This window comes from Cohaesibacter sp. CAU 1516 (assembly GCF_005771485.1).
GTDB classification, from domain to species: domain Bacteria; phylum Pseudomonadota; class Alphaproteobacteria; order Rhizobiales; family Cohaesibacteraceae; genus Cohaesibacter; species Cohaesibacter intestini.
Genome location: NZ_VANT01000004.1, coordinates 216,626 through 238,004, shown reverse-complemented (window position 1 = coordinate 238,004; position 21,379 = coordinate 216,626). Strand labels below are relative to the sequence as shown.

The following is a 21,379-nucleotide window of genomic DNA, read 5'->3' as shown; positions in this document are numbered from 1 at the left end:
GGGGGGATTGCTGCCAAGTCAATTCTGCCTAAATGATAAGTCTGCGCCCTAAGGGGGTGAGCTATGCCAGTTTTGCGGTGCTGATGGAACAAAGCTTGGTTGCTGTTCAGGTGAAAAAAGGCGCATATTGGCCCTCAATCAACATCAAGACGGAAAGACTGAAGCTATGAGCGACAAGACGGTAGCCATTGCATTTGGCGGCGGCGGGGCGCGCGGCCTGTCCCATATCTGGGTGATGGAAGCGTTCGATGAACTGGGCGTGACGCCCGTCGCCGTGTCCGGCACCTCGATCGGTGCCATTGCCGCGGCCTGTTATGCGTCCGGTATCAGCGGGGCAGAGTTGCATGACTTCAGTTTGCGGGTCTTTGCCAACAGGACAGAAGTCCTGTCTCGCGTCTGGCAGAATCGCCCCAAAAGCTTTTCCGATTTCTGGTCAAACTCCTCGCCGGTCGGTGCGTGGGTGCAGTTCGATCCGGAATGGATTGCCGAAGCTTTCTTTCCCAAAGAGATCAAACGGCGCTTTGAAGACATGCTGTTCCCAGCGAGCCTGTCGGCAACCGATTATTTTTCCGGTGAGGAAGTGGTGTTGAAGGAAGGTGCGGTGCTGCCTTCGCTTGCCGCCTCCATGGCCATTCCCGCCATTTTTCGACCCGTTACCCTGAATGGAAAGCTTCTGGTCGATGGTGGCTGCGTCAATCCCATGCCCGTCGATCACGTTCGCGCCTTGGCCGATATCGTGGTGGCGGTGGATGTGGTTGGCCTGCCCAAGACCCCGGATGAGGGCAAGTTGGGGGCGTTTGAGATGGGGTTCGGAGCGTCACAGATCCTGATGCAGACCATTCAACGCGAAAAAATGCGCCATGACCGGGTTGATCTGCTGGTTCATCCGCGTATTGGCGCCTTTCGGCCCCTCGATTTTCTCAAGGCAGACGAAATCCTCAAGGCGAGCGAACAAACCAAGGAGGATGTCAAACACGCCCTTGACGCCATGCTGAGCCATTAACGCTTTCTGCAGGCAAATCACCGCTAAGGAATCGATAACACTTCCGCGAGGCGTCGTTGCTTTTGCTCATTCTGTGATATGGTGTGGTGATCCGTATAATCACATAAGGTGGGCATAATGTTGAAACGAGACAGACGACTGGCAGGACTGCTGGCCATTGCGACCATGGCGGCCAGCTCGTTGCCGGCCGTGGCCAGTACGAACAAACCGCCTCATCAACATACTTCGACCTATGCAGGGCAGGAAAACCGCGCCATTAAAAGCCTGTCAGAAGAGGATATTGCCCAGTTGCAGCGTGGTGCCGGCTGGGGATTGGCCAAGGCCGCTGAGCTGAATGGTGTTCCCGGTCCTGCTCATCTGCTGGAAATGCAGAAAGACATCACGCTGACGCCCGAACAGATCGCGGCTCTTCAGCGCCTGTTTGACGAGATGAACGAACAGGCAAGGCTGCAGGGCGCGGCCTTGATTGATCTGGAACGGGAACTGGAAACGCATTTTCGGTCCGGCAGCATCACAGATGCCATACTCAAGGACAGTCTGCATCGGATCGCAAAAGCGCGTGAGAGCCTGCGATACATTCATCTCTCAGCCCATTTGAAGACACCCGCCATCCTGACAAAACAGCAGATCGCGCTTTACAATACGCTGCGTGGATATGCCAAGGATGATCCATGCAGCTCCGTTCCAAAAGGCCATGATCCGGCCATGTGGAAGAAGCACAATGGTTGCCAATAGGCCAGCATAGAGATGATGCTGATGCTCATGCTATTGCAAAGGGAATGAGGGGAAAGCGCCCGACTAGTCGCGGGCGATGATCTCGCGGCCCTTGAGGGCGGGCATCTGACCGGCAAGGCCGGTTTTGCGGCGGGCCAGAAAGCGTGGGCGGCGGGCAGAAAACTGCGCATGTGGCCGCCTTGGCTGCTGTTTGGCCACGGACAGCCCGGAGAGGGATGTACCATTGGATTCTGCGGCAACATAGTCACCAGAACCAAGCGGCTGATGCAGCATGGTCAGATCATACCGGCGCGACCAGCTCTGCCAGTCAATGGCAATATCCTCGAGGTCGGTCGACACCGCCACCGGAACCGAAAGGCTTGGATCCTTATGCACCAGTTCAAGGATGCAAACCAGCGGATTGCCCTCGCGATTGCCAACGACGAAGCGCGCACCAATGCCTTGATAATAGCCCATCGGCACTCGCACGATTAGCGGCAGACCACAGGTCAACGCGCATTCCACAAGGGCGTGGTCGCTTTTGATCTGCACCATACCGGAGCGGCTCTCACCAAACAGGATGGCGTGCGGCAAGCCGGTCAGCGTGGCTGCCTTCTTGCGGATCTCTGATGTCTGGAAAAATTTCTTGAGATTGTGGGGGTCGATCCGGGCCGACCCCTCAACCTGATAGGAAATGGCTTGTGTGTATTTATGATTGTCTTGACGCCTCACGTGCCTTCTCCTGCGAGCCCCATTTTCGGGTGCTTCTTTCTGTATGCGCTCACTCTAACAGGCAGGCTTCGCTATTCTCTTAAGCGGCAGGGTTAAAAAATCGTGATATATTATAGGGTTAGAGATTGGTTACCAGATATTGGCCTTCATCTTTTGCTAACCACGCCCTCATTGCCCACAAGCAGAGGCTTCATGCCTTTTTGCTTGCCCCCATGGGCAACAGGACCTAAGTGTTAGGGATGTGAATGATGCAGCATGGAGCCAGCTATCCGGGTCAAGTCGGGACAGTCTGGGGCCGAACTGACCATGCAAGCAGCCGAGCCGGAAGAGATGGCGCACGATCTGTGCCGCCTCCGGCCTGACCCAGTTTATGATTGTTAGAAGCGATATGTCCGATTTACTTGATCAATCCATCATCCTCGACCGGGCTCAACATCTGGTGGAAGCCGCGCTCAAGGCGGGCGCAGATTCTGCTGATGCTGTGGCCGCACGGTCAGCCTCCAGCTCCGTTGGTTATCGGGATGGCAAGTTGGAAGAGAATGAGCATTCCGAAAATGACTCCATGGCCCTGCGCGTCTTCATCGACGGTTGCAAGGCATCGATCTCGACCAACACGACCTCGGATCCGGACATCCTGAAAAACCTTGCCGAACGGGCCGTCGCCATGGCGCGCCTGTCGCCACCTGATCCATTTGCCCGTTTGGCCGCCCGAGACATCCTGCTCTCGCCGGAACTGATCGCTGACAGACTGGACCGACTGGATCCGGTCGATTTGACCATTCCCAGCACTGAAGAGTTGGCTGCCATGGCGCAAGGTGCCGAAGAAGCCGCCTTGGCAGAGCATGGTGTCAGCAAATCCGGAGGCGCCAGTGCCGGGCATTTTCTCGGTGGCATGGTGTTGGCGACATCGCACGGTTTTGTGGGCTCCTATATGTCTTCGCGCATTTCCTTCTCCACCACCGCCATTGCGGGTACGGGTACGCAAATGGAGCGAGACTATTCCTTCTCCACCGCCGTGCATCGCGAAGATCTCAAGTCGCCTGCCCATGTCGGTCGCCGTGCAGGGGAGAGGACGGTTGCCCGTCTCAACCCCGCCAAGGTCGAAACCGGCACCTATGATGTGATTTTCGAGCCGCGCGTTGCGGGCACCTTGCTTGGTCATCTGGCCGGAGCCATCAATGGCTCGGCGGTGGCCCGTCACACCTCGTTCCTCAAAGACAAGCTCGGCCGCCGAATTTTCCCAAAAGGGCTCAACATCACCGACGATCCGACCATGGTGCGGGGACTGGGCTCGCGCCCCTTTGATGGCGAAGGGGCCGATTGCCTGCCGCTTGATCTGGTGGCCGATGGCTATCTCAACCAGTGGATCCTCGACAGCGCCACGGCAGCCGAGTTGGGCATGAAAACCAACGGCAGGGCTGCGCGATCCGGAGCCAATCCCTACCCCTCGACCACCAACCTGACTCTCCAGCCGGGAAGCCAGAGCCAGAAAGACCTCATTGCAGGCGTCAAGAATGGCGTCTTCATCACCGACCTGATTGGCCACGGGGTCAATGGTGTCACCGGTGACTATTCCCGCGGGGCGTCGGGCTTCCGGATCCGTGACGGGCAACTGGCCGAATCCATTTCCGAAATCACCATCGCGGGCAATCTGATCGACATGTTTGGTCGGATGGTGCCTGCCGACGATTTGAAATTTGAAAGCGCCGTCAGCGCCCCATCTGTTCTGATCGAGGGCATGACGATTGCGGGCCGCTAAGGCCAAATAGTCTTTGGGAAAGGTGTCACAAGTGACCATCAAGCCAACCAGTGAAGATCGGGACGATCTCGCTCTGCTCGAAACAGCCGCAAGAGAGGCCGGTGCCATCGCGCTTGGCTATTTCAAGGCCGATCCACAAGTCTGGACCAAAGGCAATAGCAGCCCTGTGACCGAAGCCGACCTTGCCGTCGACAAATATCTCCACAAGACCCTGATGGCGCGCCGCCCCGACTATGGCTGGTTGTCCGAAGAGAGCGAGGACGACAAGAGCCGTCTGCAAAAGGATCGGATCTTTGTCATCGATCCGATTGACGGCACCCGCGCCTTCATTGATGCTGGCACCGAATGGACCATCTCGCTGGCTGTGGTCGAGCGGGGGCGTCCGGTGGCTGCCGCTCTGTTTGCTCCCGTGCGCGATGAAATGTATTGCGCCCACTTGAATGGTGGGGCGACGCTGAATGGGGAGACACTGGTCTGCCCGGACCGCAAAAAGCTGCAGGGCGCCCGCGCAGCCGGTCCCGGCAGTGCCATCCGCAAGGGGCCTTTGGCCCGTGCAGGCGTCGAGTGCCACGACTATATTCGGTCGCTCGCCTACCGCATTGTCATGATCACCACCGGAGCCCTTGATCTGGCACTTGCCCGTGAACATGCCAATGACTGGGATCTTGCCGCCGCCGACCTGATCGTCGAAGAGGCCAAAGGCCAGCTGCGCGACAAGAATGGCAGCCATTTGCTGTATAATCAGCCCCAGACGCGCCATGCCAGCCTTTATGCGGCCAATGCCCATTTGGGCGAACTGGTTCAGCCAATGATGGCGCGCCTGTCCTTCCCTGTGCGCCGATAACGCCCTGAAATGGCACAACAAGGGTCTACTTTCGACGGAGAAACAGCCTTTGTGCTGAAAATCCCGTCCTCTGCACTGGTTCTTGAGGCATTTTGCCGTTACAGAACAGGAATTCTGAGGATCATCAACTTTAGCGGAGAGAGACGATGGCGCAAGAACAGCAGAAGCAACTCCTGCATCTCGTATTTGGTGGTGAATTGAGCAGCCTTGATGGATTGGACTTCAAGGACTTGGACAATCTCGATATTGTTGGCATCTACCCAAACTATGCCACCGCCTATGACGTCTGGAAATCCAAAGCCCAAAGCACGGTAGACAATGCGCATATGCGGTACTTTGTCGTCCATATGCACCGCTTGATGGATCCTGAAGAGCCCAAATAAGGCCAACGGACCACAAGGGCCCGGAATCCCGGCAAGCAAGGCAAGAGCTGGCAAGGCAAGAGCATGCAAGATTGCCACCACGCCTGTGTATCGGGATAGCCCCACCTTTGGGTAGCCCTTTCATTTATGGACAAATGGTTCTATATGGAAGCTGCATCCATAAGCAAGCGCCACTCAGTCGCAAGACCTTGAAGGTCTCTGCGGCTGTTGTCCCCTTGGGAGACAAACCAAACCGTGTCCGGACTGAAGAAATTAACCCGTTCCAAGACCGTCCTGACGATTGGCGGGTTGGCGATTGCCTATTGGCTTCGTTTTGTCCATGCCACGACGCGCATGGCTGAGGATCCGGCACGACAATATGATGGCATCAAGGACGAGTTTCCTGTCATTGTCGCGCTCTGGCACGGTCAGCATCTGATGGTGCCTTTCATGAGACGCGAAGACTTTCATGTCCGCGCTCTGATTTCCCGCTCTGGCGATGGCCATCTGAATTCCATTGCAGCCCAAAGCCTTGGTGTCGAGGTGGTGCGTGGCTCCGGTGGGCGCAACCGGGCCAAGACCCTTTCCAAAGGCGGCATCCAGGCCCTCAAGAGCCTGATTTCTACACTTGCAGAAGGTCTGAGTGTGGTGATGACGGTCAATGTCCCCAAAACGGGCGCTCGTGAATGCGGCATGGGTGTGATCACTCTGGCAAAAATGTCTGGACGACCGATCGTTCCGGTTGCCTATGCCTCCTCCCGATATATCGAGCTGAACAGCTGGGATCGTGCCGTCATCAATCTGCCTTTCAGTCGCGCCGCGTTGAAGGTGGGGCAGCCGATCTATGTTCCTCGTGATGCAGACGATGCCGAAATGGAGCGATTGCGCAAAGCGGTTGAAGCTGGGTTGAATGGGGTCACTGAAGAGGCTTACGCCATCAGTGGTATCGCCAAGGGTTGAATATCCTTGCATTTACTGTGGCCTGCATAGGATAGTAGTCGCACATATGGGACATGATGCCCCTGCGACAGGCGGTCAGACATAGCGATACAAACGGGACGAAGAGCCGCTGACTGTGGAAATATCCGCCGAAAAGAGGCTATCAATATATTCCTATCAGCCAAGTCCATTTGAAAGATCCGTTTTTTGTGCAAAATTGCACTATATTTGTTGCTGGCCTGAACAAGCGGTGCAAAAGCGGTTTTCCTTCTTGCACGGCAAAGCGTCTTCCAGCAATTGCCATGTTTGATCTTTAACACGGTCCAGAACGACACGAATCGCAGAGTAGAGAACGGACACTTGATGGATTGGTCAGGACGCATTGCCCTTTCAGCATACCGCGCAGCAGGTTATGCCGTCACGCCTTTGACGCCTTTGCTGGTTGCCATCCGCAGTGCCCGCGGCAAGGAAGTCCGGGCTCGACGTGGTGAGCGTTATGGCAAGTCCAAATTGAAGCGGCCACTGGGACCACTTGTTTGGGTTCATGCAGCTTCGGTTGGTGAAACCAACGCGGTCATGCCGTTGCTCGAACAGATCGTCGAAATGGGCACCAATGTCCTTTTGACCACCACGACAGTGACGTCGGCTCAAGTGGCCGAGCAAAGACTGCCAAAAGGGGCCTTTCATCAGTTCGTGCCTTTTGACGCGATGCCTTTCGTGCGCCGTTTCCTTGATCATTGGATGCCGGATCTTGCCTTGTTTGTTGAATCGGAGATGTGGCCCAACATCATGTCCGAGCTCAATCATCGCGATGTCCCTCTGATCGTGGTCAATGGCCGTATGTCGGAACGGTCTTTCGACCGCTGGTCTCGCTTTCCCTTTGCCGTGCGGGAAATGTTTGGCAATGTGCCATTGTGCCTGACCCAGAGCGAGGAAGACGGTCAACGCTATGCCCAGCTTGGCGTGTCTCATGTGGAAGTGACCGGCAACCTCAAGTTCGACGTGCCGCCGCCCGCCGCCGATGAAGCCGAACTGACCGCCTTGCGCGCAGCCATTGGCGCACGCCCGGTCTGGATTGCCGCCAGCACCCATCCGGGCGAAGAGCGTGTGCTGGCTCAGGCGCACCGGCGCATGGCTGCCCTCTTGCCCAATATTCTGACGATCATGGTGCCACGCCATCCCGAACGGGGAGAAGAGTTGGAAAAAGAACTGTCCGGCATTGTCAAACGCGTTCAGCGCCGCTCGCAGGACCCCGCCTTGAAGCCGGATACCTCGATTTATCTGTGCGACACGCTTGGTGAGCTGGGCTTGCTCTATCGACTCTCACGAATTGCTTTCCTTGGAGGGTCGCTCATTCCCCATGGCGGTCAGAACCCGATTGAACCGGCCCGCCTTGGCTGCACCATTCTGCATGGCCCCAACACTCAGAATTTTGCCGACATCTATAATGCACTCGATGCTGCTGGTGGAGCCGAGTGTCTGAATGCGGAGCGCGATCTTATTCAGGCACTGTCACGCATGTTTGCTTCCCCGGCAGACGTTCATCGCCGGTCTGAGCTGGCGCGCCATGCCCTGCATCCTTTTGCAGGTGCACTGGATCGCACCGTCATGGCCTTGACGCCGTTCCTCAATCCGCTCAAAATCAACGCAGAATTGCAGCGCTCTGGCAACGGCGCGGACAATGGGCATTGATATAAAGTTAGAGAAGAGGACCCGGCTTTGAAAGCGCCCCGTTTCTGGAACGAGCGCGGCCTGCTCGCATGGCTGCTGTATCCCGCCAGCCTGATTTATGGCCGGCTTTCCCTGTCCCGTTTCAACAAACCGGCCCGGTACAAAGCCCGTTTGCCGGTTATCTGCATTGGCAATCTGGTTGCCGGTGGAGCGGGCAAGACACCAATGGCGCTGGCGCTTGGAGAAACGGCTGTTTCCATTGGTCTATCGCCGATCTTCCTGACCCGTGGTTTTGGTGGGGCACAGGAAGGACCTTTGCTGGTGGACCCGACCAAACATGTTTCGGCAGACGTGGGCGACGAAGCCCTGTTGCTGGCCCGCATTGCGCCGACCATCGTGGCCCAGGACCGGGTTGAAGGCGCACGTCAGGCTGAAGAGCTGGCCAAAACCCGTGAAGGGGCCATTGTCATCATGGATGATGGCTTTCAAAATCCTTATCTGTTCAAAGATCTCAATCTGGTTGTGGTGGATGCTCAGCAGAGCATCGGCAACGGTTTTGTCATGCCGGCAGGCCCCTTGCGGGCACCCTTGGTGCCGCAGGTCCGGCGGGCCGATCAGTTCGTGGTTGTGGGGAAAGGGGATCGCGGTCCCCGTCTGCGGCAATTGGCAGCCCAATTGGGCAAGGCGTCAAACCATGCCTATATCAAGCCCGCCCGCTGTCATCTGATTGGTGGCACACGGGTCTTTGCCTTTTGCGGCATCGGTCAGCCAGCAAAGTTCTACCGCACTGTGGAGGCTTTGGAACTTGACATTGTCGACAGCCGCGACTTTGCTGACCACCATCCCTACACCAACGGGGAAGCGCACGAAATTCTCGCAAAAGCCGAAGAGCAGAATCTCACCATCGTCACCACCGCCAAGGACCATGTCCGACTGATTGGCATTGGCGAGGCCGCTGCGACCCTGGCGCGCAAGACCCATATCATCGATGTGAAGATGCAGTTCGATGATGCGACCTTCCCGCGCCGGGTGCTGGAACAGGCCCAACGAAAATATTCCCGGCGCTAGAAGGCCATCAGATGGCTTTCAAGGAGCAGACAAATGCGCCCGAGAGCCGATCAGACCGTCTCTGAACGCTTTTCAGCTTCAAGGGAAGCCGCAGCATCGACATAGGCTTCCTGCCGTTTGACGGACCAGTATTTCAGATCTTCCAGCGCAATGGCACGTCCGGTGACGGCACATTTTACGAATGTGCCACCTGCCAGCACCTGATAGTCGCCGTCGAGATAGCGGATTTGGGCTTCTTTGCCTGCGCCGGTAAGGGAAATCATGATCTGTCACGTCCTGTCGAATTTGTATATTTCTGACCTGAGGATGCCCAAAGGCCCCAAGGGCTTTGGTCAAGACCTGCTCTAGCGAGTGGCGTCGCACTTGGCAAGGGTTGGAGCAGGGCTTTGGGCATGAATTTCAAGCCTACATGTTTGCCTTGCCCGATGACAATCCCGAAAGGGCACGGCGCCAGATCGCAGCATCGCTGCCTGTGGCATCGCCTGCTTGTGGAGCCTGTTCCTCGCGGCGATGGATCACTCGGAAGCAGGTGACAATCGCAAGAGTGCCGAACACCAGCGCGCCTACAGCCTGACCCAGTATGGCCCCTTCTGCGCCTGCCAGATAGGTGCCCAACATCACCGGCGGTATGGTCCCCACCGTTGCTTTGCCCCAGTTATAGAAGGTCGAATAGGTCGGATAGCCCAGATTGTTGAACGCTGCATTGGAAACAAACAAGAAGCCCATAAAGATCCCGCTTGCCGCAACCCAGTTACAGAAGAAGCGGACAAAATTCTCTGTCTCCCCTTGCGCATTGAACCATATGACGATCAAATCCTGCGCCAGAAACAGAACCAGCCAGATGCTGACAGAATAGATCAGGATGAAGGTCATGCTGTCCTTAAGCGTCGCTCTTACGCGATCAAACCGCTCGGCTCCGAGATTCTGACTGAAGATCGGCCCGACCGATCCCGACAGGGCGAACAGGGCGGTATAGGCAATCGGAATGATGCGTCCGACGATCGCCCAGCCTGCCACTGCAGCATCCCCGTAACGGGCAATCGCTATGGTGACATAGGCATTGCCGACGGGTGTCGCCACATTGGTGGCAATGGCCGGAATAGCGATCGGGAACAAGACGCGCCAATGGCTGACCAGTTCAGCGACATTTTTCGGCATATGCACCAGTTTCTGCTTGAGGAAGGTGCGTTGCACTCCGGCAGCAATCATCACCATCCGCGACAAAACTGAAGCGACCGCAGCGCCTGTCACCCCCATATTGAGGCCGAAAATGAAGATCGGATCCAGAATCGCCGAAGCAAAGCCCCCGGCGAGTGTCACCATCATCGACCCCTTGGCGTCGCCGTTGGCACGCAGGATCCCGCCCAGCATCATTGCAATGCCGAGCAAGGGCAGGGAAGGGATCACAATCGACAGAAAGTCGACCGCGACCGTATGGGCTTCACCTGTGGCTCCAAGCAGGGTCAGGAGGTGTGGGATGAAGGAATAGACCGTAGCGGCTATCACACTCATCACAAGGGCAACGGTGACCAAGGCACTGCCTGCGCGCCGACCTGCCAGATCCTTGTCTCCCGCCCCAATTGCGCGCGCAACAATCGCCGAGCCGCTGATCGCCAGACCAATGCCGACCGATGTGTTGAAGAACATCAACGTCGCAGAATAGCCAATCGCCGCCGCCAGCTCCGTATGTCCAAGCAGGGAGATATAGAAAAGATTGGCAAAATCAACCGCGAACACGGCCATCAAGCCGACAGACCCCGCCCCGGTCATTGTCACCACGTGGCGGAAGATCGAGCCGGTGACGAACTTGCCGACATCTTTCTTGCTGGATTGCGGTGCGCCGTTGCCTTCGGAGGTTTGCTCGTCTGACTGCGCTTTTTGATCCGTCATGCTAACTCCGCTGGGACTCAAAGGAGGGAGCCCTCAAGATAGGGATTGCGGCGGGTCAGAAAAAGAGCGAGCCGCATAAAAGGAGGAACTTTAGGGAAGCGGGTTTGCCATGGTTCTTTGCTATGGCCCAAAACAAGGACGGCAGAACAGGGAAATCCCTGTCCTGCCGTTTGATCTCACTGGACTGGCTTTACAGCTCAGTCGCGCGCTTTGCTGCGGGGTTTGCCGCCAAAGGTCTTCTTGCCTTTATAGTCCCCATGCTGCTTGCGTCCGCCCCGGCCTTCGGGACGTTTGCCGCGCTTGAAGCGATCCGGACCTTGACTGTCACCCCGTTTGCCGCGACCACCCTTGCCGCGAGGGCCTTCGTCATTTCTGCCAATGCTCGCGGGGCGATCCCCGATTTTCTCAATCCGAAGGCTTTTTTCGCCGGTCCCTTCGGTCTGGGCAGTCTCAAAGAAAGTGTCCGCTACGTCAGGGGACAGTTCGAACACGGTTTCGGCTTCCAGAATGCGAATGAAACCGACTTTCTTCTTCGAGAATCCGCCAATACGGCAAATCATCGGCAACAGCCAGCGTGGCTCGGCGCGATGCTTGCGGCCCGCATTGACCCGGAACCAGACACCATCGTCGAAATCGGCCCGGTCGCGGGACGGACTGCGCTCTTCAAAGCGATCCGCAATCTCGATGATTTCCTCAGGTGCCGGATAATTGGACTGTTGCGTGGCCAGAAAGGCGGCTGCCACCTGTTCAGGACCATAGATGGCCAACAGGCTCTGGGCATTTTCCAGCTGGTCACCGGTCGGCACATCCTGAAGCATGGGATTGGCAAAAATCCGCTCCTGATCGCGCTTGAGGATGGCATCAATGCCCGGAATCTGCGACCAGGTTGCTCGCAGATTGGCGAATTTCAGCAGGCGATTGACCTGATGACGCTTATTTTGCGGCACGATGATCGCGCAATTGCCCTGACGTCCCGCGCGACCCGTCCGGCCCGAACGGTGCAATAGGGTCTCGGAATTGTTTGGCAGATCGGCATGAATCACCAGATCGAGATTGGGCAAGTCAATGCCGCGGGCGGCGACGTCCGTTGCCACACAGACCCGTGCACGGCCATCGCGCATTGCCTGCAGTGCATGATTGCGCTCTGCCTGACTCAACTCGCCAGACAGTGCCACGACTGCAAAACCGCGATTGGACAGGCGGGCAGACAAATGACGGACCATCTCGCGGGTTGAGCAGAAAATCATCGTGCTCGTCGCTTCATGATAGCGCAGCACATTGATGACTGCCTTTTCCTTGTCCTTGGGCGCGATCAGGTGGGCGTGATAATCAATATCCGCATGCTGCTTGCGCTCTTCGGCCGTGGTGATCCTGAGAGCATCCCGCTGATAGGTCTTTGCGAGTTCCGCAATCGGCTTGGGTACGGTGGCCGAGAAAAGGAAGGTTTGACGGTCTTGCGGAGCATTGGACAGGATGAATTCCAGATCCTCGCGAAAGCCCAGATCGAGCATCTCGTCAGCTTCATCAAGCACGACCGTTTTCAGCCATGTCAGATCCAGCGATCCGCGTTCGATGTGATCGCGCAGGCGCCCCGGCGTTCCCACCAGAATGTGGCAGCCATGCGCCAGATCGCGGCGTTCGCGGCGGATGTCCATGCCACCAACGCAAGAGGCGATAATGGTGCCGCATTTGGCATAGAGCCAGGTCAGCTCTGCCTTGACCTGTTGGGCCAACTCGCGGGTCGGTGCGATCACAAGGGCCAGCGGTTCGGCGGCGCGGCCAAAGCGTTCAGCATCTCCAAGCAGGGTTTCTGCCATGGCCATACCGAAGGCGACAGTCTTGCCCGATCCGGTTTGTGCAGAAACCAGCAGATCGCGATTCTTGGCTTCGGGTTCGATTACAGCGGTCTGAACGCTCGTCAGAGTTTCATAGCCGCGCGCATCCAGTGCAGTCCCCAGCGCGGGATGCACATTTTCATATTGTGTCATGAGTATTTGGCTTTCCGGGAAATCCCTGTCAGCACAAGGCTGACTTACCAGTCAAGTTTTCCCGCGGTCTCAAGCCCAAACCCCTGTCGGATGGATCTCGTTTGTCGTCCATCGTCAAATAGGCCACTTTGCACGGGGTGAGCGGCTCTTGTACTGGAGGGAAGGCGAAAGGTCAAATCCTCCCGAAGAGAAAGCGTGACATTTCGCAACAAACGGTAAAAAGACCGAGCCGTAAAACGGTTTCTTTGTTTGGGAGAAAACCATGGTCGCCTCCTGGCAGACCTGTGCCCGTCTGCAGGCTGATACCGCTGGTAGCTGGATTTCCTGCAATGACAATCAGTTGAGCTGTGCGGCCTTTCCGCCCGCGTGAACTCAGATCGCGGCGCCCAACGCCATGGGAAACCCGGCTCTGCAGGCTCTTTTTATTCCGGTGTATTATGGGTGCGGCAAACTGACGCGTGTCATTGTGGGTAGAACTGCGCTGTCATCTGCTTACTCCTTAGGCAGATTTGAGACGTAACCCTGCGACATTATGGACATAACTCGCCATCTAGCGACGATTTGAGCTTCCGTGTTGTGCCAGCGAGATATGCAATAAGAAATTAACATATAACGGCAAAGGCTGCGGATTTCAGCCAGTTCCTAGCCTTATGGATATAAGTTTTTCCAATGGTTAAACGGTTTTGAAACAAATTGCCTAGATTCTTGACATAGATCTAGAAGCGTGGGGTGCAGAGGAACTTGATGGCATCTCTTGCTAGAAGTCTCTGCAATTGGAGCCAGTGGGATGTTTAAGCTTTTTCGTTCGCTATCAAGCAAGCTGTATGCGCTTGTAGCCTTTTTTACCTTGTCTTTTGTCGTGATGCTTGTCTATCAGCTGCAAACGCTGGGTTGGAACCTCGATTCCTTCAAGCGCAATGAAATCAAGAGCGTGGTTGAAGTCGCGCACAATGTGATCGCCAAACATCATGCGATGTTCAAGGACGGCACCTTGAGCGAGGACGAAGCCAAAGTCCGTGCCAAGACTTCCCTGCGCAGCATGCGGTATCAGGGCAAGGATTACGTGTTTGTTTTTGACTATAAAGGCAACACGGTTGTTCATCCGGTCAAACCGGATACCGAGGGCACCAACAAGATCAAGTCGACCGATGGTGATGGCAAGTTCCACGTCAAGGAATTTGTGGATTTGGCACAACGCGACGGTTCTGGCTATGTCGACTATGTCTGGAAAGATCCCAAGGGCAAGAGCCGGGATAAACTCAGCTATGTCAAAGCCTTCCAGCCTTGGGGTTGGGTGATCGGTTCAGGCGTGCTGATGTCGGCAGTGGAAGAAGCCTTCTGGAAAGCGGCCCTGACCAGCGCAGGCATTGCAGGTTTGCTGATCCTGGTTGCTGTCGGTTTTGGTTTCATGCTCGCACGGTCGATTGCGCGTCCGGTTTCCACCCTCAACCAGAATATTCTGGCGATTGCACAAAACAAACTTGATGAGCCGGTATCCGGCACCCAACGCACCGACGAAATCGGTGATATGAGCCGTGCCGTTGAAACCTTCCGCGTCAATGCGATTGAACGTCTTCGTCTCGAAGAACAGGAAAAAGAGCATGACAACAAGCGGATGGCGGAAGCCCAGCGCACCCGCAGACTGATCGAAAGCTTCGAAAAGCAGGTCTCGGAAAATATCGGCATCGTCAATGGACGCACCATTGAGATGGAACAGGCAGCCCTTCAGTTGAAGGAAATCGCCATTGAGACCGAAGGCAGCTCGCGCGAGGCATCCAACTCGTCGACCAATGCTTCGAACAATGTGCAGACCGTTGCGTCTGCGGCAGAAGAGCTGACGGCTTCAATCAATGAAATCATGCAGCAGGCGGTGCGCAGCAAGGAAGTGGTCGCCATTGCAACCGAAGACGCGCGCATTTCCAATGAGAAGGTGGCGCAGCTCGATGAATCCTCGCGTAAGATTGGCGAAGTCGTCAGCCTCATCCAGGCCATTGCCGAGCAGACCAACCTGCTGGCGCTGAATGCGACCATCGAAGCGGCACGTGCCGGTGAAGCCGGCAAAGGTTTTGCCGTGGTGGCCTCCGAAGTCAAGGAACTGGCCAATCAGACCTCAAAGGCGACCGAAGAGATCAGCATGTTGATTACCGCGATCCAGTCTTCCAGCCGGGAGTCGGTGGAATCCATTGCCAAGATTGCCAGCGTCATGAGTGAAGTTGACGGTTACACGACAGCCATTGCCTCAGCTGTCGATCAGCAGGGCGCAGCAACCGGTGAGATCGCCAACAATGTGCAGGAAGCTGCTGCCAGCACCCAAAGCGCTTCTGGCAATATGCGAGACGTGATGGACCGGGCGCAGGTGACCACCCAGTCGGCAGAAACCGTCAAAGACGCAACCGATCAGCTCAAGGACAGCACCGATATCCTGCGCTCTCAGATTGAAACCTTCCTCAGGGAAGTGGCTGCCTGATCGCAGAAGCAGTTTTTGCTTTGGCCCAGGACAAACGAAAGGCGACCGTGCGGTCGCCTTTTTCGTCTCTGGCTTATGCTCGCTCAGATCAGGCTGCGCAACAGCAGATTCAAGTTTTTGGGATTTTCACCAATCCGCCGGATCGCATAGGGCCACCAATCCGCGCCGAAGGGAAGATAGAGACGGACCCGCTCCCCATGGGCAGACAGCTCCTCGGCAACATCATCGCGTGCCCCATAAAGCATTTCGATTTCATAACTGCATTGCGGCCAGCCATTGGCGCGTGCTGTCTCGATGGCATAGCCGTGAATTTCATGATCATGGGTCGCGAAGATTGGATAGAAGCCATATTCCAGCGCTTCCTTCGACAACATCCTGTCGACGAGGCGATAGTAATTGGCCTTCACGGCGGCGTTGCCCACATGGGCTATGTCTGATCCGGCCACAAAGGCACCTTTGACCAGCCGTACCTTGCCGCCTTGTCTGATGATCTTTTCAAGATCACCTTCCGTGCGCTTCAGGTAAGCCTGCAGCGTGAGTGCAACCGGATAACCATCCGCATGCAAGGCATGATAGAGCGCTACGGTTCTCTCGACGACACTGTCATCTTCCATATCGATCATCAGGCAATGCACACCGTCTCGCTCGCCAACCGCTTTCTTCAGCGCTTCGGCGATCGGCCAGAAGGCTGCTGCGCCTTTGTCCCAGTCAATCGAACACCCCACCTGAGTGGGATCGACGGAAAGATGCCCATCCAATTCGGACAAGCTGATCATGTCAATGGCACGGTTGATCGATGTGATGTTGCGATCAACCAACTCATGGGTGTCGACATACTCGCCCAGATAGAACAGGGAGCTGCGGATGTTGCTGCGAGAAAGGCGGTTTGCACAATCCAATGCCTCGACAACATTGTCGCCGCCCACATAGCGGGTGGCGAGCTTGGAGGCTCCGCGATTGGATTGCATGAAGTGTTTCAGGCGGGAAGAGCGCGCAAGCGCAATCATCCCCTTTTGCCAAAATCGGCGCATGACTCTGTTTCCCCAAAAACATGAATCTGTGAAGAATGGAATGCCAGACTAGGATGTATAATTTTAAGGAACAAGCAAACGTTTCAGTGCCCCACTGCTAAGCTGCCGCAGGCAGTATCCGTGTACACCACAGGCGAACACCATGCTCCTGAAATGGACATATTGGGGCTATTATGAATCAAAAAGGACATCACTTTCATGCGCAAGTGTGGCAAGGTGTGGAGCTGCAGCCCATCAGCCGGTTGCTGTACCGCCCACAGTGATGCCATCGATTCGCAAGGTTGGTTGTCCAACGCCGACCGGCACGCCTTGTCCCTGCTTGCCGCAAGTGCCGATGCCGGTATCGAGCGCCATGTCATTGCCGATCATCGAAATACGCTTCATCGCTGCAGGGCCGTTGCCGATCAGGGTCGCTCCCTTGACCGGTGCACCAATCTTGCCATCCTCGATCCGATAGGCCTCGGTGCAGGAAAAGACGAATTTGCCCGAGGTGATATCAACCTGACCGCCGCCGAAATTGACTGCATAGAGCCCATTCTTGACGGACTTCAGAATCTCTTCGGGCGCGTGCTCTCCGGGTTCCATGATCGTGTTGGTCATCCGCGGCATAGGCAGATGGGCATAGGATTGGCGACGCCCGTTGCCGGTCGACTGGCCGCCCATCAGGCGACCATTTTGCCGATCCTGCATATAGCCAACCAGAATGCCGTCTTCGATCAGTGGGGTGCGTTGTGTCGGTGTGCCCTCATCATCGATCGTCAATGAACCACGCTTGCCGCCAAGCGTGCCATCATCCACCACGGTCACGCCTTTGGCTGCGACCTGCTGGCCCATCAATTCGGAAAAAGCCGAGCTCTTGCGTCGGTTGAAGTCGCCCTCAAGGCCGTGGCCCACCGCTTCATGCAGCAATACCCCCGGCCAGCCCGGCCCCAGCACGACATCCAGCTCTCCGGCTGGCGCATCCACGGCGTCAAGATTGACCAGCGCCTGACGGACGGCTTCATCCACCGCATTCTGCCAGCCACCCTCAAGGCCATTTTCTTCCAGATAGAAGTCATAGGCATTCCGACCGCCAAATCCGTGGCTGCCTGCTTCCTGTCGGGACCCTTCGCCCACAACCACGCCGACATTGATCCGCACCAAGGGGCGAATGTCTTCCACGAAGGAGCCGTCTGCCCGCAAAATGGCAATCCGCCGCCAGCTGCCGGACAGCGAGGCGGTAACCTGCCGGACCCGTTGATCCTTGTCCCGCGCATAGGCATTGATGTCTTCCAGCAGCGCGATTTTCGCGCCCAAAGCCATCGAATCCACCGGATTGAGGCTGTCATAGAGATTGCGATTGATCTTGTTGGGGGCCAGCGCCAGAACGCCACCATAGCCCTGACCGACACTGCGCACCGCATCAGCAGCCCGCTTGAGACTGCCCATGTCGATTTCGCCGGAATGCGAATAGCCTGCCATCTCGCCGGCAATCGCTCGCATGCCAAATCCCTGGCCGGTGTCAAAGGTGGAGCTTTTCAGGCGACCATTGTCAAAGACCAGACTTTCCGACTGGGTTTGTTCAAGGAACAGTTCGCCATCATCCGCACCGTCAAGGGTGTCAGCCAACAGCCGGCACACGGTCTCGCGGTCCAGCCCGTAACTTTCCAGCAGATCCTTGCCTTCCCCCGGAATGAGACTTGCGGCAGGGGTGATGTCCTGAAGGGAGGCTGGCAGAGTGGCATTTGTATACAGCATTGGAACCCGTATCGGTTGGCATTCAAAAGTGTTTCACCTAGACATAAGGGGATTGACCGCGAATATCCAGAAGAGAATAAAGTCTTGATCGCAATTGGCCGCACCTTACGTTACGTCCTGTGACCGACAGAGTGGGGCTTTGTGATGCATAAGAAACAAGGATCACCCTATGGACCAGCACCTTGCGTCTCCGAACGCCGACGCTTTGCTTGCATGGTATGACCGCCATCACCGCACCTTGCCATGGCGTGTCTCGCCGGAGGATGCCGCGCTTGGTGTCGTGCCCGACCCCTATCATGTCTGGCTGTCGGAAATCATGCTGCAACAGACCACGGTCGGTGCGGTCAAAAGCTATTTCACCGCCTTTGTCGCCGAATGGCCCGCAGTGACTGATCTGGCCGCCGCCGAAGAAGACGATATCCTCAAGGCCTGGGCCGGGCTTGGCTATTATTCCCGGGCCCGCAATCTGCACAAATGTGCGCGGCAGGTGGTCGAAGACCATGCAGGTCGCTTCCCATCCAGCGCAGCAGAGCTCAAGACCTTGCCCGGCATTGGCGATTATACAGCGGCGGCCATAGGGGCTATCGCCTTTGACGAAGCTGTTGCGGTGGTCGATGGCAATATCGAGCGGATCATTTCGCGCCTCTACCGCATCAACGAGGCCTTGCCCGGCGCCAAAAAGCCGATCAAGGCAAAAATGGCTGTGCTGACACCGACCCAGCGCCCCGGAGACTTTGCTCAGGCCATGATGGATCTGGGGGCGAGCCTTTGTAGCCCGAAAAAGCCCGCCTGCGGCCTGTGCCCCTTCTCAGGCGCTTGTGAAGCGCAACGGGCGGGCGACATGGAGCGATATCCGGTGAAAGCGCCAAAAAAAGAAAAGCCGACCCGACGCGGCGCTGCCTTTCTGATCGAACGGTCAGATGGCGCATTGTGGCTCGGCAAACGCCCCGCCAAGGGGTTGCTTGCCTCGATGGCGCAGGTGCCAACCACCAACTGGTTCGACAAAAGGGAAGGGGAGGCGTTTGACCTTGCCACCGCCCTTGATTACGCACCCGAAAGCTTGATATTCACCAAGAAGGTCGGGCAGGTGACCCACACTTTCACCCACTTCCACCTCCAACTCGATGTCTATCACGCCAACACCGATCAACCTGCCCCGACTCCTGAGGGGTGGTGGTCAGAACCTCACGCCATCAGCGGTGAAGCTCTCCCGACGGTCTTTCGCAAGGTGGTAGACTTTTCCGAGAAAACAGATGATTAAACCCAGACGCATCAGAGCAGGCGATCCGAGCCTTCATGACATTCTTTCCCTCATTCAGCGCAATTTCGCCTACATGGAGAGCCGCATTGATCCGCCCAGCTCGATGCATCGCTTGAGTGTTGAAGCCATTGAAACACAATGCGAAGACGGCGAGGTCTGGACCATTGGCTCGCCGCCTGTTGCCTGCATCTTCATGACTTTGAAGCCAGATTGCCTCTATCTGGGCAAGGTAACGGTGGACGAGCCAACGCGCGGGCAGGGGTTGGCTTCTCGGATGATGCAGCTGGCTGAGGAAAGAGCCCACATCCATGGCTATGACTGGCTGGAACTACAAAGCCGGATCGAGTTGGTGGAAAATCACCGCACCTTTGGCGCGTTCGGTTTCATCAAGACTGGCGAAGATGCCCATGAAGGCTATGACCGGCCAACCTCGATCACCATGCGCAAGAGGCTTTCCAAAACCAAACCGTCGTCTCCATAAAATTAGGGCGCTTTGCGGCTCGGCGGAGACACAAAACGCCCTAGGTAGGTGAAGTTTGATGTCGCAAATACCAATCGACCGATGCTCAGTTACGCAGCACAATCGGCTGAGCATATCCGGTCAGAACTGGACTTCACCAAGGTTTGGAACTCAGAACTCTTCCTTTTGCCTTAAACTTTTCTGGGCGGGCCGTGGCCCGCAGTGTGTGGAACCTTGCGTTGTTACGCTGCGTCCCGAATGATTTGGCGCAGCGCATCAATGGGTTCGCGCGTGCCCTGATTGTCATAGTGCCAATAGGTCCAGCCGTTGCAGGCATCCAGTCCCTGCACCAAAGCACCGACCTTGTGAATCGATCCAGTATGCGCGCCGGAAATCAGCGAGCCATCGGCCCGAACCATGGCAAAATGCTTGCCTTTCTTGTCGGTCAGCACCGTGCCCGGCTGTAGCAGATCATTTTCCAACAGGCGGCCAAACGGAATGCGCGGTTCGGCTCGCTTGCCTTGGGTCACTTTCAAAGCGCCCAGATCAACCGGCTCAATGGCCTCAATCCGCGCGTTTGCGGCTGCGATATAGTCGCGATCCCGCTCAACGCCGACGAAATTGCGGCCAAGCTTTTTGGCGACCGCTCCGGTGGTGCCGGTGCCAAAGAACGGATCCAGCACGACATCGCCCGGATTGGTCGAGGACAGCAGCACCCGGTAAAGCAGGCTTTCAGGCTTCTGGGTCGGATGGATTTTCTTGCCATCTTCGCCTTTTAGCCGCTCGCCTCCCGTGCAAATTGGCAGGGTCCAGTCCGAGCGCATCTGCACATCGTCATTGAAGGTCTTCAGTGCTTCATAATTGAAGGTGCATTTCGAAGCTTTGTCCTTGCCAGCCCAGATCATGGTTTCATGAGCATTGGTAAAGCGCTTGCCGCGGAAGTTCGGCATCGGGTTGGTTTTCAGCCACACCACGTCATTCAGCAGCCAGAAATTCAGGTCCTGCATGATTGCGCCGACACGGAAGATATTGTGATAGGAGCCGATCACCCAGATCGACCCGTTGGGCTTGAGCACCCGGCGACAGGCAAGCAACCATGCACGGGTAAAGGCGTCATAGGCCTCAAAGCTCTCGAACTGGTCCCAGTCGTTGGTCACACCATCGACTTCGGACTGATCCGGGCGGGTCAAGCCGCCGCCAAGCTGAAGATTGTAGGGCGGGTCAGCAAAGATCGCGTCGACCGAATGCTTTGGCAGCTTTTCCAGCTGCGAAATGCAATCGCCCTTGAGAATGGTGTTCAGCCAATCAGGTTGGTTGGCTATTGACTGATCGTGGACCGACAAAGTGGTTTGATTGGAACGCATACGCCTACTCAACTGATGAATACAGAAACACAACCGGGCCAAGATATCGCCCGCAACTGAGGCCATCCTGCGTGATCATGGTAAACCAC

18 protein-coding genes are annotated in these 21,379 nt (G+C 56.4%); 11 read left to right on the top strand and 7 right to left on the bottom strand.

Translation table 11 applies throughout. The annotated features are described in order from the left end of the window. Positions 1–166: 166 nt before the first annotated feature. The gene (locus FDK21_RS12670) at positions 167–1,003 is read left to right on the top strand and encodes a patatin-like phospholipase family protein (protein WP_114009834.1); all 837 of its coding nucleotides are present in this window, start codon (positions 167–169) and stop codon (positions 1,001–1,003) included. 117 nt (positions 1,004–1,120) lie between these two features. Beyond that, complete coding sequence (locus FDK21_RS12665; protein ID WP_210238769.1) at positions 1,121–1,738, top strand: hypothetical protein; 618 nt, start codon at positions 1,121–1,123, stop codon at positions 1,736–1,738. Positions 1,739–1,801: 63 nt separating this feature from the next. Here the strand turns inward: FDK21_RS12665 and FDK21_RS12660 are convergent, their stop codons facing one another. Next, complete coding sequence (locus FDK21_RS12660; RefSeq protein WP_138148820.1) at positions 1,802–2,449, bottom strand: DUF6101 family protein; 648 nt, start codon at positions 2,447–2,449, stop codon at positions 1,802–1,804. A 388-nt stretch (positions 2,450–2,837) separates the two neighbouring features. Between FDK21_RS12660 and FDK21_RS12655 the strand changes: the two genes are divergently transcribed. From FDK21_RS12655 to lpxK, 6 genes are all read left to right on the top strand, one after another. Next, positions 2,838–4,208 carry a TldD/PmbA family protein gene (locus FDK21_RS12655; protein WP_138148818.1) on the top strand — a complete coding sequence of 457 codons (1,371 nt, stop codon included), beginning with the start codon at positions 2,838–2,840 and terminating at the stop codon, positions 4,206–4,208. Between the two features lie 31 nt (positions 4,209–4,239). Further along, on the top strand, positions 4,240–5,052 hold the full coding sequence (locus FDK21_RS12650) for a 3'(2'),5'-bisphosphate nucleotidase CysQ (RefSeq protein WP_246657570.1): 813 nt from the start codon (positions 4,240–4,242) through the stop codon (positions 5,050–5,052). Between the two features lie 146 nt (positions 5,053–5,198). Continuing rightward, positions 5,199–5,435, top strand: a complete 237-nt coding sequence (locus FDK21_RS12645) for a DUF4170 domain-containing protein (protein ID WP_114009838.1) — start codon at positions 5,199–5,201, stop codon at positions 5,433–5,435. A 234-nt stretch (positions 5,436–5,669) separates the two neighbouring features. Beyond that, positions 5,670–6,374, top strand: a complete 705-nt coding sequence (locus FDK21_RS12640; protein ID WP_138148814.1) for a lysophospholipid acyltransferase family protein — start codon at positions 5,670–5,672, stop codon at positions 6,372–6,374. A gap of 342 nt (positions 6,375–6,716) precedes the next feature. After that, positions 6,717–8,045 carry a 3-deoxy-D-manno-octulosonic acid transferase gene (locus FDK21_RS12635; RefSeq protein WP_138148811.1) on the top strand — a complete coding sequence of 443 codons (1,329 nt, stop codon included), beginning with the start codon at positions 6,717–6,719 and terminating at the stop codon, positions 8,043–8,045. Between the two features lie 27 nt (positions 8,046–8,072). After that, the gene (gene lpxK, locus FDK21_RS12630) at positions 8,073–9,092 is read left to right on the top strand and encodes a tetraacyldisaccharide 4'-kinase (protein WP_138148809.1); all 1,020 of its coding nucleotides are present in this window, start codon (positions 8,073–8,075) and stop codon (positions 9,090–9,092) included. 50 nt (positions 9,093–9,142) lie between these two features. Here the strand turns inward: lpxK and FDK21_RS12625 are convergent, their stop codons facing one another. The 3 genes from FDK21_RS12625 to FDK21_RS12615 form a co-directional block, all read right to left on the bottom strand. Beyond that, positions 9,143–9,355: a DUF2093 domain-containing protein gene (locus FDK21_RS12625; RefSeq protein WP_114009842.1), complete on the bottom strand. Its 213-nt coding sequence runs from the start codon at positions 9,353–9,355 to the stop codon at positions 9,143–9,145. A gap of 142 nt (positions 9,356–9,497) precedes the next feature. Then, complete coding sequence (locus tag FDK21_RS12620; RefSeq protein ID WP_138148807.1) at positions 9,498–10,982, bottom strand: MATE family efflux transporter; 1,485 nt, start codon at positions 10,980–10,982, stop codon at positions 9,498–9,500. A 197-nt stretch (positions 10,983–11,179) separates the two neighbouring features. Then, positions 11,180–12,970, bottom strand: coding sequence for a DEAD/DEAH box helicase (locus FDK21_RS12615; RefSeq protein WP_138148805.1), 1,791 nt, complete (start codon positions 12,968–12,970; stop codon positions 11,180–11,182). Between the two features lie 787 nt (positions 12,971–13,757). Between FDK21_RS12615 and FDK21_RS12610 the strand changes: the two genes are divergently transcribed. Then, positions 13,758–15,437, top strand: a complete 1,680-nt coding sequence (locus FDK21_RS12610) for a cache domain-containing protein (RefSeq protein ID WP_138148803.1) — start codon at positions 13,758–13,760, stop codon at positions 15,435–15,437. An 83-nt stretch (positions 15,438–15,520) separates the two neighbouring features. Here the strand turns inward: FDK21_RS12610 and FDK21_RS12605 are convergent, their stop codons facing one another. After that, positions 15,521–16,468 carry a proline dehydrogenase family protein gene (locus FDK21_RS12605; protein WP_138148801.1) on the bottom strand — a complete coding sequence of 316 codons (948 nt, stop codon included), beginning with the start codon at positions 16,466–16,468 and terminating at the stop codon, positions 15,521–15,523. A 234-nt stretch (positions 16,469–16,702) separates the two neighbouring features. Next, positions 16,703–18,205 (bottom strand): metalloprotease TldD, encoded by a 1,503-nt coding sequence (gene tldD / locus FDK21_RS12600; RefSeq protein ID WP_114009847.1) that lies wholly within the window; start codon positions 18,203–18,205, stop codon positions 16,703–16,705. Between the two features lie 169 nt (positions 18,206–18,374). Here tldD and mutY point away from each other — a divergent pair, with 169 nt between their 5' ends. After that, the gene (gene mutY / locus FDK21_RS12595; protein ID WP_138148799.1) at positions 18,375–19,466 is read left to right on the top strand and encodes an A/G-specific adenine glycosylase; all 1,092 of its coding nucleotides are present in this window, start codon (positions 18,375–18,377) and stop codon (positions 19,464–19,466) included. After that, positions 19,459–19,947 carry a GNAT family N-acetyltransferase gene (locus tag FDK21_RS12590; RefSeq protein WP_114009849.1) on the top strand — a complete coding sequence of 163 codons (489 nt, stop codon included), beginning with the start codon at positions 19,459–19,461 and terminating at the stop codon, positions 19,945–19,947. Before mutY ends, FDK21_RS12590 begins: the two co-directional genes overlap by 8 nt. A 221-nt stretch (positions 19,948–20,168) precedes the next feature. Here FDK21_RS12590 and FDK21_RS12585 read toward each other — a convergent pair whose 3' ends face one another. Beyond that, positions 20,169–21,290 carry a site-specific DNA-methyltransferase gene (locus FDK21_RS12585; RefSeq protein WP_138148797.1) on the bottom strand — a complete coding sequence of 374 codons (1,122 nt, stop codon included), beginning with the start codon at positions 21,288–21,290 and terminating at the stop codon, positions 20,169–20,171. Positions 21,291–21,379: the final 89 nt, after the last annotated feature.